The following is a 16702-nucleotide window of genomic DNA, read 5'->3' as shown; positions in this document are numbered from 1 at the left end:
AGGAACCTTTTTGTTTAATCAAATTTTAATTTCTTTAATGCTTCTGCGAATGGATTGTTTAATGGTTCTTCTTCTTTGTTCTGTTGTTTCATATATTTTTGAACGTCGCGCTTATCAGCTTTGCTGCCGGATTCTTTTTTACGTCTCTCTTGGAATGTAGAAAGTTTCTCACGATAGCCACATTTACATGCGAAAATTTGGCCCGCTCCTTCACCACGTAGTTCTAGTTTCTTCTTACATTGCGGACAACGAGCGTTTGTTGTACGAGATACATTTTTACGATGACCACACTCACGGTCTTGGCAAACGAGCATTTTACCTTTTTTGCCGTTTACTTCTAACATCGGTTTACCGCAGTCTGGACAAGACTTCGTTGAAATGTTGTCATGTTTATATTTTTTATCACTCGATTTAATTTCAGCAACAATTTCTTTCGTATAGTTCTTCATTTCTGAAATGAATACTTCTTTCTTTAATTTTCCTTTAGCGATAGCTTCTAACTTTTGCTCCCATTCACCAGTTAGTGTAGGAGATTTCAGTTCTTCTGGCACTAAATCAAGTAACTGACGGCCTTTTGAAGTAATATGAATATCTTTACCACGTTTTTCAAGTAAGAACGAATTGAATAACTTGTCGATAATATCAGCACGCGTTGCTACAGTACCTAATCCACCAGTTGACTTTAACGTGTCAGCAAGTTGTTTGTTTTGCGTATCCATGTATTTTGTTGGGTTTTCCATCGCTGAAAGTAATGTTGCTTCATTAAAGCGTGCAGGTGCTTTCGTTTGACCTGATGTTTGGACAATTAGTTTTATGTTTAATGTATCGCCTTTTTCGATTCGAGGTAAGATTTGTTCTCTTACATCATCGATTGCATCATCATCTTCAAATCGATTTTCATAAACCTCTTTCCAACCAGCATGTAAAATCGTTTTTCCGCGTGCGATGAACGTTTCGTCACCAATTTTCGTGCGCAATGTTAGTTGTTCATATTCAAAGGCCGGGAATAAAACAGCTAAGAAACGTTTTACAACTAAGTCATAAATTTTACGCTCTTTATCTGTGAAAGCTGAGAAGTTTACATAGCTCTCTGTTGGAATAATTGCGTGATGATCACTTACTTTACTATCATCAACAAATGATTTATTAGATTTTACAGGTTTCTGCAATACTTTATGTGCTAAAGGACGGTATTCTCCAACTCCGCAAGCCTTCAGACGCTCTGGAAGTGTTCCGACAATATCAGATGAAATATAGCGTGAATCTGTACGAGGGTACGTTAAAACTTTATGCTGTTCATATAATTTTTGCATAATGTTTAATGTTTCTTTCGCAGAGTAACCAAATATTTTATTCGCATCACGTTGTAGCTCAGTTAAATCGTAAAGACCAGGAGCGAACGATTTCTTTTGTTTTTTATCAATGTCTACAACAGTAGCATTTTGCTTACTAATTTTGTTCACGATTGCATCAGTTTTTTCTTTATTAAAGCTACGGCTATTTCCTTTTGTATCTTGCCAAGTTAGCTTTAATCTCTCAGCTGTTTGAGCTTCGATACCATAGAAAGTTTGAGCTTTGAAATGTTTGATTTCATCTTCACGGCTTGCAATCATGGCTACAGTAGGTGTTTGAACATGTATACTGTTTTTAGGGCGAAATTTAATATATTCTTTTAATAGTAATGATATCAATAATAATTTCACCCATGTACATTTTTATTTTGGGTATAAAAAGTAAATAAACATAGTAATAGAACTTACGGGAGGGAACTATGAGATTTGTTGTAAGGGAATTTGATGAAACTTCAAAAAACGGAGAAATATTCAGTAGTATTGGTATCGGAATTAAAGAAAATAGTTATCTAATATTTCCTTCACCTCTTTCAAATTTTATAAAAAGAGAATATAAAAATAAGGGAAAGTCTATTAATAGTCAAAGAAATGCAGCTTATGTAATAACAAGATTTTTAAATCATTTATATAAAAATAAAGATAGTTATCCTGAATTAATTATAGGGGGACTAAGCAGTTTAACTCTTCAACATGGAGCTGATTATATCTCCTATTTATCATTAAAAAGTAGAGCAGGTGAATTAAAGAGTGAATATGTAAAAACTGAGATACAGTATCTAAACAAACTTTTCCATTGGTTGAAGTCAGAAAACATAATTCACCAGGCCTTTAGTGTGAATTACCAGACCGTTTATTATGGTCAAAAAAGCAGGAAAATAGAAACTAACATTTTTGAAAACACTAATGATTTAGATATTATTTTACCAATAAGAAATTCCATTCAAAATAATGTTATTAAAGACTTCGGTAAAAATAGAAATAGACTAATTATAGATTTTATTATGACAGCAAAGCGTATTGAACCATTAATGGCGTTAGGTATAGCTTTACAATTCTTTGGGGGATTAAGACGTTCTGAAGTCATTAACTTAAAATGCTCTAGTTTAAAATGGACTAATAGCAACCTAATAATTGAGATTAGAGACAATCAAAACATCTTATTTGCAGATGCAATAAACAAGGCGGATATTCAAGTTAAATATCCAAGAGATCAAATGTGTATTTGTCCTGAAATTGTAAAGCCCCTATGTGAAGAACATCTAAAAATGCTAACTAAACTAACTAAAGGAACTTCCGAAGCACTTTTTATCTCAGCGAGGAATTTCAAAGCTTTAAGGGGAAAAAGATATTCAGCAAAAATTGAAAAGATTAAACAACAATTTTTAAATGACTTACTAGCAAAAAATCAAGTCGAAGATTATATACTGTTAACAAACAATAAATGGTCTACACATATTGGCAGGGGCGTTTTCACGAACATATTAATAGATTTGGGTCTAACTCCTACCCAAATTGCATTAGCTAGAGGCGATAGAAGCTTACAGTCTGCATTAAGTTATGTAGATGAAAATACATTACTTAGCTCTATGAATTTAGCAATTAATAATTTTGACATACTAAAGGAAGTGTAGGACTTGCCTAATCATATGACATTAAAAGAGGTTTCAACTCTCCTTAACTTATCAATATATCAAACTAGATTATTTCTTAAAGAAGCCTTAATACAAAAAGTAAGTATTAATAATTCTAGAGAAATTATTTATGATACCAATATTATAAACAATTTACGGAATGTTCTTGAAAAACGATATAAAGACAATTGCTTAAATAAATATACTCCTAAAGAACTTATCACGTTAGGATGCACTCAACACGATAGAGATATTCTTAAGAGCGAACATACTGAGCTTTTCGATAGATATAGGACTTTTACTGGAGTCTCTTATTTCTATGACAAATTAGAAGTAAATGCATATTTAGCATCTAAAAACTGTAGTTGTGAATTATTATCACTTTCGCAAATAATGGAATTAGTGGGTTTTAAAACCCACCACCAACTTCAACAAGCATTAAATGATTGCGATATTAAAGAAGTAAAAAGAGGATATAGCTCTTTCAAGTATTATAAGGAATCAGATATAAAATCCTTTATTGACTTAGTTAAAAAAAGGTATTCATTTAATAAAGCCAATCGTTTGAGCACTCAGCAAGTGCAGGAACTAGGATTTAAAAAAAATGATAGGATAGTACTTCAAAAGGTTAAGGCAGAACATATAGATAGAATTAATGAGTACGCTGGGGTGCTCGCCTTTTATGATAAAGTCGAAGTGGAGGGAAAGTTAAAATCCAGAAAAATTTTAACTCATACTATCTGCGAAAAGGATGCTAAAGAACATTTAGGCTATACAAATACTAAAAAGTTCAAAAAGGTAATTCAAGAATATGACATTGCATTAACTTCAAACGGGAAATATGAAATTAATTATTATGACAAATCAAGTATAGATTCCTTGAAAAATATTATAGATAAAAATTATGAACATAACCTTGAAACCAAAATAACTGGTGGTCAAATAAAAGTCTTAGGATATTCTAAAAAACTTATTCGTAAATTAACCCCTATCCATACAAGGCCTATTGATAACGTATATAAGTTTGCGAGTGCCGTTATTTTCTATGATAAGGAACAATTTCTCGATCTAAAGAAACAATATCGCGATCTAGCTGAAACTAATAATGTTTTAACTGAATATTATACTTCTAGACAATTAATGGAATTGCTTGATATACCAAGTAATATTAATAGATATATGGCTAAACTTAGGATCCCTCCTATAAAAATTTCTCCATTAGGTCAAAATTATTGGCCCAAGGATGAGATTGATGATTTTGTTAAAAGGAGGACGGATTTATATAACTACTACGATTCGAATTATTATTTAATTAGTGAAGTAGAATATTTACTAGGATATAAAATAAGTAAGTTCTACAGAATTTGCTCAAATTTTAACATTCCCGTTATTTCTGAAGAATTACCGATTGAAGTGAAATTTAAAAAATTCTATAAATCTCATGTAGCTTTTCCGAAAGATAAAATCGATGCCATTCTTGCAAGAATAAATGACAAACAACGGCAAATTACTATTAATAATCAAACGACCAATGTTTTGGAATCTATTAATGATATACAACAGGATTCAACTATTATCCCACGAGCAGAGAGTTCATTCCGGATGCTTGAATATTTAGAGAAGGAAAAGAATGCACTGATTACTGAGAAAATCAAAAAACATGTTTCACCTATAGAAACTAATCAATCAACTACTATTACGGATCCTATTGATGTTATAAAATATGATCCAAACACCATCTCAGAAATAAAGAGCTCACTTCAAGTACTTGGGCATTTAGAAGATGAAAAAATCGTACAAATTATAGAGGAAATAACAAACTATTCAACGCCCTCTATAAATGACAAAATTAAAACCATAATTTCCGAAAAAGATTTAATAATCCAATTAGACTATTCAAGAAAACAGTTTGATGAAAATAAAGAAAACTTTCGTATCTTAAAGTTGGAGTACGAGAATCTTAATTATTATTTGCTAGAAGATTGTTCTAATCTTTTAAAAAAGTTATATGAAGAGCAAAATAATTTATTAAAATTAAACTATACTTATGATGAAGCAATTACTAAAGTCCCCAGCCCTGTATTAAATAAAAATAGAGAAAAGTTTCAAATACCATCTCATTTGAGGTTCGGTCGGCTAAAAAAACTTAGAATTGTATATCCTAAGAAAGTTATTGATGATTATTTAAAATCATTAAAATCCCCCAATTTAATTGAACAATATAAAAATGAATTGGAGTACACTACCCTCCCAGATAAAATCTTTTTGAAAGCAGTCAAAGAATTAGGTTTGCATTTTCCAAATTTAGTTAAAGGTACAGAAAAGGCATGGCATAATTTTGTTTCAAAAAAATTATTAAGTTCAAACGGAAATATTAAAACGATCAAGAAACTTTTTGTTCGATTTATTAAAATAACAGAATTACTACAGTCGACATTAATTTCAAAAGAAATTATGGACATGACTTCTAATGAGATTAATTTCGTATTTTTAAACAATAAAGTTCCAGGTGCTTACAAAGAATCTTTATATAGTTTCTTTAATCACTTGTTTTCAAAATTTCCCAATTGTAAGTACTTGGTTTCAAAACTTAATAACCCCCATGTGGAAAAAAAAGAGCGTTTAGCAAACTCTAAACACAATAAGAAAATCTATTCGACTAATGAGTTTTTAACACTACTGGACTATGTTAAAGACAGTAAATTCCATAAAGAAAATGCTATTTCTGAATATAAAGCAAAATCAATGGATGGGACAAAGGGGAATTATGAATCAATTTGGTTATACGTAATGCTTCATTTAAATAACGGATGGAGAAGTACTGATTTTATTGAAAAGATACCTCGTATCCCCTTGTCTATCCCTGTGCAGGATTATAAATCATTTAAAAATCACAATTTAACCTTAGAGGAAGCTACAAAAATCATCTGGGAGTTAAAATCAAACTTAATGAATGTTTATCATAACAAAAATGGTAAAAAGGCTTTTTTCTTTATTTCTGAAGATATGATTGTACCTGTAGCTAATGCCATAGTTTTATGTGAACTTAAGGCTCAATTGATAAATTCAAAAAGAAATAACTTAATTGATTTAGGTAATTCAAACGAATTGACTACTAGCATGCATGATAAATTTTTCGGGAATTTTCCTATAAATAATTTTAAATTTAAATCGCTAATGGCTAACAGTACATTTATAACCTTTGTGAATTCAATCCTAAAACAAAAAACAAATCGTAATCCTTTGGAGATTACTAAATTCATTAGAAATCATGATTCTTTAGACACTACCAACAGATATGTCCATGTAAATGAAGAACATCTAAATAAAATTAGTAAGCAATTATTCGATAAAGGCTATTTTGGTTATACCTACAATTATTTAAAACAAATTGTTATTGGTGAATCTCAAAATAATTTTATGGAAAACAATGAAAAAAATCTGTTAGCCACAGTTTTTGGAGACATATATAAAATTGAAAATTTCTCCATAATGTTAAATGCAATTGAAGAACAAAAGAAACCATTATACGAGTTCGTTAAGAGTTTATCGCAAGAACAACAGAGAGAAGTATTGGATTTAATAAATATGAATCAATTGCCGGCCAAAGAATCTTTTTGGCAATGTATTCTTGGTGATTGTTTATATCTAGATAGAAAATGTAACAGTTGTCCATTTGCAATCCCACATTTCTATGTACTAACAAAGACTGTTTACAACCTAAATAATTTGATACCTAAATTAGAACAGATTAAAAACATTTCTTATAAAGGCGAAAGGGTTAGATTAGCTAATTTATTATACAAAAACCTTTCTTTAATAAGTACTGCTAAAAAACAATTTGGAGAAAATGTACTAAGCTCATTTTTAGGCAAGGACTACTCAGATTTTTTAAATAACATACGCAGCTTAGATAGTATAAATGAAAATCTAACAATTGGAGGCAATTAATATGGAGAATAATCATAGTTTGGATTTTTCGTCTACCTCAACTCATTATAATGAGAGTCTCCGTGGCACTTTACAAGATAGGATAAACAGTCTTAAAAGCACGGGTGTAAATCTTACAGCCGAAGCATCCAATAACAGATGGAATATTTATGATGAATATTTTTCACAAACATATTTTGTAGACTTTAGCTTCGATTCTTTTTCATCAAAGAAGTTTGATACTGACCAATTTATCTTGCTATTAAAATCTTGGTTTATTTTACTTTTAGAGGATGGTAACAGCTTTCAGCATTTGATAAGGAAAACAAGAAGAGCAAAGGATGCACTGATCCTAAGTAAAGGATTTAATCTAGAAGCAATAGATGAATTTGAACTTAACTATTTTTCTAAAGAGCTTAAACATAATTCTCTACAAACTAAAGCATCTTTTCTATTAGAATTTCTAGATTTTTGCCAAGATCTGATAGTGCCAGAAGAGTATCTGGAACTAATTTTAAGATACTATCAAATACAGAAATCAACAGCAATAAGAAAATTACCATCAAGCCAAGATGTTCTTAAATTTTCTTTAATAGTTGAAGTATACTTTTCAAATGAGGAAATTGATAAAGAATATTTGGACTACTATCCAATTTATTTATGGTGGAATTTAACAAACATTATCCCAATACGTATTAACGAATTTTGTAATTTGAAATTTGATTGTTTAAATTTTAATAAAGAAGGATGTTTTTTATCTTTACCTCGAAGCAAAAATCTAAGGAATCGTAAAATCGCTTACGACAAAATTTTGATTTCGGATAAAATTGCCAATTCAATCAAATTATATCAACAAAAAATATATTCTGTTAAACCGTCTAAAACATTATTGCAAACGTCTAGTACAGTTCGAAATATAAAACCAGAAATCTTTAATTACACAAATTTCAAGAATTTATTAAACAAATTTTATAGTGAAATTGTTTGTGGGAAGTATGGCCTCAAATTATTAGAGAACAGCTTGGAGCCACATATCCAATCACCTTACAATATTTATAGGAAAATAAGACCAAATGATACTCGCCATTTTGCATTTTTGAATTTAATGTTGCAAGGTTATCATCCCAGTGAGATTGCTAGATTAGGGGGACACAATTCTATTTATTCTCAAATGGCTTATCATAATCACTTGGAATATTGGGTTGATTCAGACCTAATAAAATTATTAGCGAATCAAAAAAGACATTTAGGTGACCTTTCAAACGAATTTTTCAAAGAAATTATTTTCAAAAATGCGATGAATACCACTACGGAAGTTTCTGAAGTTGTTAAAATTCCATTAGAAATCGGTTATTGTACAGATCCTTTACAAGACTGTCCCGTAGATGAACACTATCTCTGTAAACATTGGAGAATAACCTTCGATGATTACCAAAAACATTATGATAAATTACAAAACATCCTTGTTAATCAAGAGTGTGTTCTTAAATTATGCATCGATAAACTATTAGCACTTCATAAAACCGGTCTCATACATCATAAAAATGATGTATATGATGAAAAAAATTCGCAATTCAATTATCAGTTAATTGAAAGTTCTAAGAAAGTAAAAGATGCATTATACCAATTAGCAAAACTAAAGGAAAGGTTTGAAATGTATGAAAAGTCGAGGGCGTAAGCCTAAAATATATTCTAAAGATATTCTTCTAAAGATTGTTGATGATTTCTTAAGAAATCAGGAAAATGTTCAAATTATAAGGTATAAAGAAATCTTCCTTTATGCACTAGAAGAATATAATAAAGGAATATTAGATTTTAAACTGAGTGAAGATTTTTGGAGAAAACCCGATCGTCAAGGGAAATTGTTAGTTGATGAAATCAATAAAAAGAGAAGCACTTTAATAGAAAATAATAATCAATACATTGAAATTATCTCAACAAATGATGTTATAAACAGATTATCACAGGACACTCCAGCCACAAAAAAGAAAATTATTAATCAACTGAAGGTAAATGAGTATGGCTATCGAAAAATATCTACTCGCTACAATCAACTCAAAGAAAAAGAAGCTAAGATGACACAAGAAATCGTCGAACTAAAGGCTGACATTGTGAATCTTAAGGACAATAACGAGATCTATCAAAATGTTTTTTTTCAATGGGCAAATTTATCAAGCGTTAAAGATCTTGACTTAATAAACTTAATTACAACTGGAAAAACTAGATCTGCTACAGTGGAACAACTATTTAAGGATATATTTAAAGAACAGCCTAATAAGGCTATACTAGAGCTTAATACTGACAATACAATTGATAATGTAGTAACAATAACGAAGACAAAAAATACACTTATTGAAGACTTAGACTTATAGTCTTCCGATAAAGTGGAAAAATAAAAAATATATTTCGCTTATAATTAAGAGAACCTTACTCAACTAGCATGGGTTCTCTTAATCTAGGCGTGCTTTCGTATAGTATATTCGCTCTTCAATTTCCCTCTGTGTTTTGTGAAATATATCATTTAAATAACGCATAAACTTTCAACTTCTTTAATCAATTCATGAGGCATTATTTTTAGTACCCCACAAATAATAAATATCGTAGTAATGCTAGGCTGTCTTTGTCCGCGTTCTAGTAATCCAATAAAAGTCCTATCTAGGTCACATTGTAACGCCAATTGTTCTTGGGAAAGACCAGCTAGTTTTCTGTGTTTTCTCAACACGGTACCAAAAGCTTTCGATATCTCCATAGGCTCACCTCTTAGTTAATTAACTAAGAAATTCACTAATTTAATCGACCGACTATAGTCATCATTAAGAGGTGGTGCTACAATATTAATAAATATTTTTTGAAGGAGATTTTTTATGTCTAGTAAGAGATATGACGAAAGCTTTAAAAAGAAAATTGTTCAATTACATCTTGAAGGAAGGGCAATAACTGAACTGGGTAAGGAATATAAAGTGTCACCCACGGCAATCTATTCTTGGATAAAACTATATGCCGATGAATCGGCTATTTCTTTTAAAGAACTTAGTGCTATTCAAAAAGAAAATAAACGTTTAAAACAGGAAGTAGAAATACTTAAACAAGCAATGACAATAATGACTTCAAAATAGAACTAATACTTATCTATATGTGGATTTGAAATAAAGTTTGATTAAAATACGGTATCATTTTTATGAAAATATTGATAAATTATTATTTTCTGTTTATTTATATTCAATTAATAAAAAGCATAGCTGTTTCGCACCTTAATGGGGAAGAAACAGCTATGCTTTTTACATTTTCACAAAACGCATTCTGTATATTTACAGAATGCGTTTTGTGGTTTAATATAATATACAAGATACACTTTGTTGATTAACAAAACGAATCGGAGATGATGAAAATGTTTAAAGTAGGAGATACACCAAAATATTTCACACAAAAGGGGCTTAATTCAGATTCTGAATTGCTTCCTGATAAAGTCATTATTTACCGTTCCAATTCTAGGTTTAGCTCGAACTCTAATGCTGGGCCTGCAAGGTCGATGTTGGTAGAGGGAAAAGCGACTTCTTTTCCCGAGTCATTGAAGACGAAATTTAGGAATCTTCGGACTTTAGTTACAGCCAGAAAAAATTTTCACATTTATCATAACAGTGCAGAATTTATTGATGGATATTCTAGGTTTTGTTATGTTTATTTTGACGAGGATAAAGATAAAGTTTTTGTATCGGAATATCAAAAAAGAAGCCAAGGCAGTAAATATTCGAGCTTCTTCAAACTTTTAGAAGCTAAACTTATTCAAGCTAATTTTTCACCAACTTCAGAAGAGAAAACAATTTTTCATATCCCGACAGAACGCATTGATGAGTTTGTGGATATTGTAAATGATATTTCACAAGCTTACGATAATAACGAATTTGAACTATGCGTTGCGGGGAAAGATTTCATTTACAGCTGTAATTGGTTTAATAAGGTTTACTATAGGAAAAAAATAGATGGTGTGCCAGAAGAATTAATGAGTGATCTCAAAGCCGTTGAAGCTTTTGATGCCTTAGTGAAAATTCAAGATTTAGGAACTGAAAATGGGATTAAAATTAAAAAAGATGCTATTCGTAAGATCAAAGCCGTTTTAGATTCCGTTTTATAAAGTGGGGTTAGTAGACAAAAAATCATGGTCCATCCTCTTGCAGCAAAGGAATCAGGACCATGATTTTTTTATTATTCTGCCTTCTGCGTTTAATTAAAATCAATCCTTTTCTCTTTAAATGAACTTTCAGTTTTATAAAAAGTTTAATCAAAACTCATTGAGAATTCTTTGATTGAAGAGAAGGAGCATCGCATCTTTTTTATAAACGTCATAAATTCCTTCAAAACATCACGTCTTTCTTACAAACATCGTGACTTTATTTCAAATCCACACCATATTTCATGTATTAGAACTGTGTTATAGTATAAGTACAAGATATTGAAGGAGCATGAAGATATGGCAAAAAGCTTAGTATTAGCAGAAAAACCATCAGTAGCTCGTGATATTGCGAATGTACTGAAATGTAATAAAAAAGGAAACGGCTTTTTAGAGGGCGATAAATATATCGTAACATGGGCACTTGGACATCTAGTAACCTTAGCTGATCCAGAAATGTATGATAAGAAATATCAAAAGTGGAATTTAGAAGATTTACCAATGTTACCTGATCGTTTAAAACTATCAATAATCAAACAGTCCGGTAAACAGTTTAATTCTGTTAAATCACAGTTAAATCGTAATGACGTAAATGAAATCATTATCGCAACAGATGCGGGGCGTGAAGGTGAATTAGTGGCCCGTTGGATAATTGCTAAATCTAAAGTAAATAAACCAATCAAACGTTTGTGGATTTCATCTGTAACAGATAAGGCAATCAAAGATGGATTCAATAATTTAAAACCTGGTAAAGCATACGAAAATTTATATTTTGCTGCCGTAGCTCGTTCTGAAGCAGATTGGTACATCGGACTAAATGCCACTAGAGCTTTAACGACAAAATATAATGCACAGTTAAATTGTGGGCGTGTTCAGACACCTACTGTAGCCATGATAGCTGCACGTGAAGATGAAATTAAAAACTTCAAACCACAAGTATACTATGGCATTGAAGCACAAACTGATTCAGTCAAACTAACTTGGCAAGATACTAACGGGAATAATCGAAGCTTCAACAAAGAAAAAATTGATAGTATTGTAAAGAGCTTAGATAAGCAAAATGCTACTGTTGTGGAGATTGATAAAAAACAGAAGAAGTCATTTTCTCCTGGTCTGTATGACTTAACTGAGCTACAACGTGATGCGAATAAAAAGTTCGGCTACTCTGCTAAAGAAACATTAAACATTATGCAGAAGTTGTATGAACAGCATAAAGTGCTAACGTATCCTCGTACGGATTCACGCTACATTTCATCTGATATCGTCGGAACACTTCCAGAGCGTCTAAAGGCATGTGGCGTAGGAGAATACCGTTCTTTAGCACATAAAATTTTAAATAAACCGATAAAATCTAATAAGTCATTTGTTGATGATAGTAAAGTAAGCGATCATCACGCAATTATTCCAACAGAAGGATATGTTAATTTCTCGACGTTCACAGATAAAGAACGTAAAATTTATGATTTAGTTGTAAAACGTTTCTTAGCTGTTTTATTCCCAGCATTCGAATACGAGCAACTAACGTTACGTACAATGGTTGGCAATGAAACGTTCATTGCACGCGGAAAAACAATTTTACATGCTGGTTGGAAGGAAGTATACGAAAATCGCTTTGAAGACGATGATGCAACTGATGACGTAAAAGAGCAACTTCTACCTCGCATTGAAAAGGGCGATATATTAACTATAAAGCTTATTATGCAAACATCAGGTCAAACAAAGCCACCTGCTCGATTTAACGAAGCGACTTTACTTTCAGCAATGGAGAATCCTACAAAATATATGGATACGCAAAATAAACAACTTGCTGATACATTAAAATCAACTGGTGGATTAGGTACTGTAGCGACACGTGCAGATATCATTGATAAACTATTTAATTCATTCCTAATCGAAAAACGTGGTGGCAAGGATATTTACATCACAGCAAAAGGTCGTCAATTGTTAGATTTAGTTCCAGAAGAATTGCGTTCACCAGCTACGACAGCGGAGTGGGAACAAAAACTTGAACTAATTGCAAAAGGCAAGCTGAAAAAAGATGCCTTTATTAATGAAATGAAACAGCATGCTAAAGAAATCGTGAAGGAAATTAAATCAAGTGACAAAAAATACAAACATGAAAACATCTCTACAAAGTCATGTCCTGACTGTGGTAAACCTATGCTTGAGGTGAATGGCAAAAAAGGAAAAATGCTTGTTTGCCAAGATCGTGAATGTGGTCACCGTAAAAATATATCACGAGTAACCAATGCACGCTGTCCACAATGTAAGAAGAAACTAGAACTTCGTGGTGAAGGGGCGGGACAAATCTTTGTATGTAAATGCGGCTATCGTGAAAAGCTATCAGCTTTTGAAGCAAGGCGTAAGAAAGAATCTGGTGGTAAAGTCGATAAACGTACTGTTCAGAAATATTTAAAGCAGCAGAATAAAGAAGAACCAATAAATAATGCACTGGCAGAAGCTCTAAAAGGATTTAAGTTCGACTAATAAAAAGCTAAGTATAACCGTAGATTTCAAATGAAATCCAATTAGATTAACACTAATTATGTAGCTTTAAAATAATGTTCGATTAAATTAACTTTTTGAACTTTGATTTAAAAGTAAATATGAAGAGCATGTTTTGAAAAGGATTGTTCAAGACATGCTCTTATTTAATGCACTCTACCAAATTCTATATAAAAAGGTTAAATCGATTTTTTAAACTTTATAAATTTTGTTGCATAAGGTTCAGTAGCTTCACGACTATGTTTTGTATCTGTGAATTTCGATATAATGTAATATACAGAAATTTTTTTTAATAAGGAGGGGTCATTTTGAAGGGATTTAGTTATACTAGTGTCCATGAAGCGGCAAAAGGTCTTCTGGGGGATGTTGTAAGAATACTAAATGAAAATGAGAAAAAATATATTATTATGGGTGGTTGGTCACCTTTTTTCTTAAATAATCCTAATGAAATTCATCCCGGAACTAAAGATGTGGATATCCTATTTGAAGATGGAGAGACAATAAATGCTTTAAGAGATATAATAGGTCAGTTTATAAAAAACGGTTATTTATTGTCTGCGAAGCATGATTTTCAATTACTTAAGGTACTAAAAGTAAACGAGGTTGAAATGGTATTTAATGTAGATCTCCTACATCCGTCTGAAACAAAACAAAACCCTGATTTATTTGTTGAGCATCTTGACCTAGAAATTCCTGTGTACAAGGGGCGTCATCAACTAGTTAGATCAATGGTATTACCAGAAACAAATGTATTATTTAAGAATGAATTTTTCACTGAGTATAATCTGCTTTCACAAGATTCTGAAGGTATGGAAAATGAGCAGTCATTTAAATTAATGGATGAAGCGGGATGTATTTTGACGAAGGCAAAGAGTGTACACCTTGTGAAACGTCCAAGGGATTCTTTTGATATTTTTCTAGCAATAAATAATGCCAGGGATTACAAGATGTTACTAAATAAATTTGAGCTGTTAGAGGGATTTAATCCTGATATTCTCTCTTGTTTATATGAAATAAAAAAATTTAAAAACAACGGAACAGATAGAATGGTGAAAAATATAAAATCTTACGCTGACATACATGTGAAGGACATAGATAGTACATTTGGACGATTCTTTAAAGATTTAAGTTTATAGTATCTGTTTTATGCAAAAAAACTAAAATATAATTTAAAAGAGAGGGATTATATGTGTAAAGAAGTTGTCTCCTTAACGGGGAAATTCGTATTTATACAAAAAGAAGGATCTTCTAAATTTATTCTAAAAAGAAATCATAAAGAAAATAACATATACTTATCTCAGGTAGCGGCTATGTCGTTTCATAAAACATTATTTGGACTTTCTGAGCTTAAAGTATTACAAGATATTCCCGTTAAATATGGTACGGGAAGTTTAAAAATGAGTGAGACAGTATTTGCATATTATACTGTCTATCATTTAATAACTTTTTGTATGCTTTTAGATGAGGAATATGAAATAATAGTAATGAAGAAATTAAAAAATAATAAGGTACCATTAGAGGGTAATAAAAAGTTATTGAATTCTCATGAGGATACTCCAGAAAGATGGAATAATCAAGAACAGCATGAAAGAGATATAGCATCAATGATTTCTCACTCTAACATTAAGGACTATTGTAAATCACTTAGAAATAGAGAGTGTATAAAAAATAAAATTGTTAAATTAATTTATGACCATTTTATTTCGTTAGAATTTAAAACAATAGGATATGAAAAAATTTGTTATATACGAGATAGAATAGTTTATAGACCTACTGTTGTCATAGATGATGAGAATGGTGGTATTATACAAACATCTGCTGACTTAAATGAAGAGCTTTCTAAACTCCCAAGCTGGAAACAATACTATCAGATATTAGAAGACTTACATAAAAAATTAATAGAGATGTATGATAATTCCGATATGGTAAAAGGGCTCCTTACATATATGTGGCGTGGACAGCCTGTACGGGAAGAGTGGAAGCTTTTAAATGATTTAGGATGGACCGATGAGGAGATACAAATGTATCGTTCAAAAGCTAATTCTAATGAGTTATGTTTTGATTCATATATTAGTCATTTAATAGAAATCAGAGATAAAGAAAGAATAAAGAAGGACCTTAGAGAAATATGGTTTCCTTTAAGGGATAGTTATGCAAGTTTTTTTTCAGAATACATAAAAAAGAAAATAAGCAACATTAAATAAATAATTTGATATTGTTATGTTTTTTAGCTGCCCCCTTTGAACTTTTTTAAGCAGACTAACCAACAGGTGCGTACGATAAGATTCTACCTTCATAAGTACGGATATCTAATTTTGTAGTTATTTGTTCTGATTTTTGGAGAGCGTTCTTATTTAAAACTTCTTTTTCACTTTTGAGAGGATTTGCGTTCCTATTCCTTCCGGTTGCGATAAAGTGATTCCTTTTCTTTGGGTTTAAGGCAAATAGGCTATATAAAATAAATATTGAATAAATTAAAGTGGTCATCAAATCAGAGAAAGGCACTCATAAGGGTGTCTTTTCTTTACGGTGATCCTTTTATATAAAACTTAAACGCTAGGGTGTTTTAGATGTTCACATAATCCTTGCACAAATCTTTGGTAAACGTAAAGTAACTCTAAAATATACAATAAAAGTTGATTTTGGAGTTGTTTTTTTTGTTTATTTCACTTTTTTCGGTACTCTGCATCTAGACGATAAATTCGTTAAGCACGGCAAGAGTTTATCGATTCCTTCTTTATTGTTTAAATCGATATTGGGTAGCGTTTTAAACAAATAACGAAGATAATGATAAGGACTTAGATTGTTCTCTTTTGCGGTCTCAACCACGCTATACATGATAGCACTTCCTCTAGCGCCTCGCGGTGTATTTGAGAACATCCAATTTTTTCTCCCGATTACAAACGGTTTAATAGAACGTTCACTTCTATTGTTATCAATTTCTAAATGACCGTCTAATAAAAAAGCTTCAAGATGATTCCATTGATTCAAACAATAAGTGATGGCCTTTCCTAGCGCATTTTAATTGAGCAAGGATAACAAGAATTATCAAACTTTTTATAAAAGGATGATTCAATTGAATATAGAAAAAGCGTGTTTTGATCAATCTTTTTTTA

The 16702-nt window shown here is 31.1% G+C and carries 11 protein-coding genes and 1 pseudogene; 9 read left to right on the top strand and 3 right to left on the bottom strand.

Annotated elements, in window-relative coordinates; genetic code table 11:
• Positions 1 to 14 precede the first annotated feature (14 nt).
• Positions 15 to 1703 carry a DNA topoisomerase III gene (gene topB, locus JDS80_RS13440; RefSeq protein WP_199638837.1) on the bottom strand — a complete coding sequence of 563 codons (1689 nt, stop codon included), beginning with the start codon at positions 1701 to 1703 and terminating at the stop codon, positions 15 to 17.
• 68 nt (positions 1704 to 1771) lie between these two features.
• On the opposite strand from topB, the gene JDS80_RS13435 reads away from it, so the two are divergent.
• From JDS80_RS13435 to JDS80_RS13420, 4 genes are read left to right on the top strand one after another with little or no spacing between them, the layout of a single operon-like run.
• The gene (locus JDS80_RS13435; RefSeq protein ID WP_199638835.1) at positions 1772 to 2983 is read left to right on the top strand and encodes a site-specific integrase; all 1212 of its coding nucleotides are present in this window, start codon (positions 1772 to 1774) and stop codon (positions 2981 to 2983) included.
• Between the two features lie 3 nt (positions 2984 to 2986).
• Positions 2987 to 6934, top strand: a complete 3948-nt coding sequence (locus JDS80_RS13430; RefSeq protein WP_242477358.1) for a helix-turn-helix transcriptional regulator — start codon at positions 2987 to 2989, stop codon at positions 6932 to 6934.
• A gap of 1 nt (position 6935) precedes the next feature.
• Positions 6936 to 8591 (top strand): tyrosine-type recombinase/integrase, encoded by a 1656-nt coding sequence (locus JDS80_RS13425; protein WP_199638833.1) that lies wholly within the window; start codon positions 6936 to 6938, stop codon positions 8589 to 8591.
• Complete coding sequence (locus tag JDS80_RS13420; RefSeq protein ID WP_199638831.1) at positions 8572 to 9285, top strand: hypothetical protein; 714 nt, start codon at positions 8572 to 8574, stop codon at positions 9283 to 9285. The genes JDS80_RS13425 and JDS80_RS13420 overlap by 20 nt, the downstream gene beginning before the upstream one ends.
• A gap of 149 nt (positions 9286 to 9434) precedes the next feature.
• On the opposite strand, the gene JDS80_RS13415 is transcribed toward JDS80_RS13420, so the two are convergent.
• Positions 9435 to 9662 (bottom strand): helix-turn-helix domain-containing protein, encoded by a 228-nt coding sequence (locus JDS80_RS13415; protein WP_016103240.1) that lies wholly within the window; start codon positions 9660 to 9662, stop codon positions 9435 to 9437.
• A gap of 115 nt (positions 9663 to 9777) precedes the next feature.
• Between JDS80_RS13415 and JDS80_RS13410 the strand changes: the two genes are divergently transcribed.
• From JDS80_RS13410 to JDS80_RS13390, 5 genes are all read left to right on the top strand, one after another.
• Positions 9778 to 10029, top strand: coding sequence for a transposase (locus JDS80_RS13410; protein ID WP_002201908.1), 252 nt, complete (start codon positions 9778 to 9780; stop codon positions 10027 to 10029).
• Between the two features lie 272 nt (positions 10030 to 10301).
• On the top strand, positions 10302 to 11045 hold the full coding sequence (locus JDS80_RS13405) for a hypothetical protein (protein ID WP_199638829.1): 744 nt from the start codon (positions 10302 to 10304) through the stop codon (positions 11043 to 11045).
• Between the two features lie 336 nt (positions 11046 to 11381).
• Positions 11382 to 13568, top strand: coding sequence for a DNA topoisomerase III (locus JDS80_RS13400; RefSeq protein WP_199638827.1), 2187 nt, complete (start codon positions 11382 to 11384; stop codon positions 13566 to 13568).
• A gap of 326 nt (positions 13569 to 13894) precedes the next feature.
• On the top strand, positions 13895 to 14722 hold the full coding sequence (locus JDS80_RS13395) for a hypothetical protein (protein ID WP_199638825.1): 828 nt from the start codon (positions 13895 to 13897) through the stop codon (positions 14720 to 14722).
• Positions 14723 to 14773: 51 nt separating this feature from the next.
• Positions 14774 to 15790, top strand: coding sequence for a hypothetical protein (locus JDS80_RS13390; protein WP_199638823.1), 1017 nt, complete (start codon positions 14774 to 14776; stop codon positions 15788 to 15790).
• A gap of 457 nt (positions 15791 to 16247) precedes the next feature.
• On the opposite strand, the pseudogene JDS80_RS13385 reads toward JDS80_RS13390, so the two are convergent.
• A pseudogene (locus JDS80_RS13385) lies at positions 16248 to 16607 on the bottom strand (IS66 family transposase); the annotation flags it as partial.
• Between the last annotated feature and the right edge of the window lie 95 nt (positions 16608 to 16702).

It is taken from the genome of Bacillus cereus group sp. N8 (genome assembly GCF_016483685.1).
GTDB classification, from domain to species: Bacteria; Bacillota; Bacilli; order Bacillales; family Bacillaceae_G; genus Bacillus_A; species Bacillus_A proteolyticus.
Note: the sequence above shows the minus strand (reverse complement) of the source record. Positions and strands in the feature narration are given on the sequence as shown.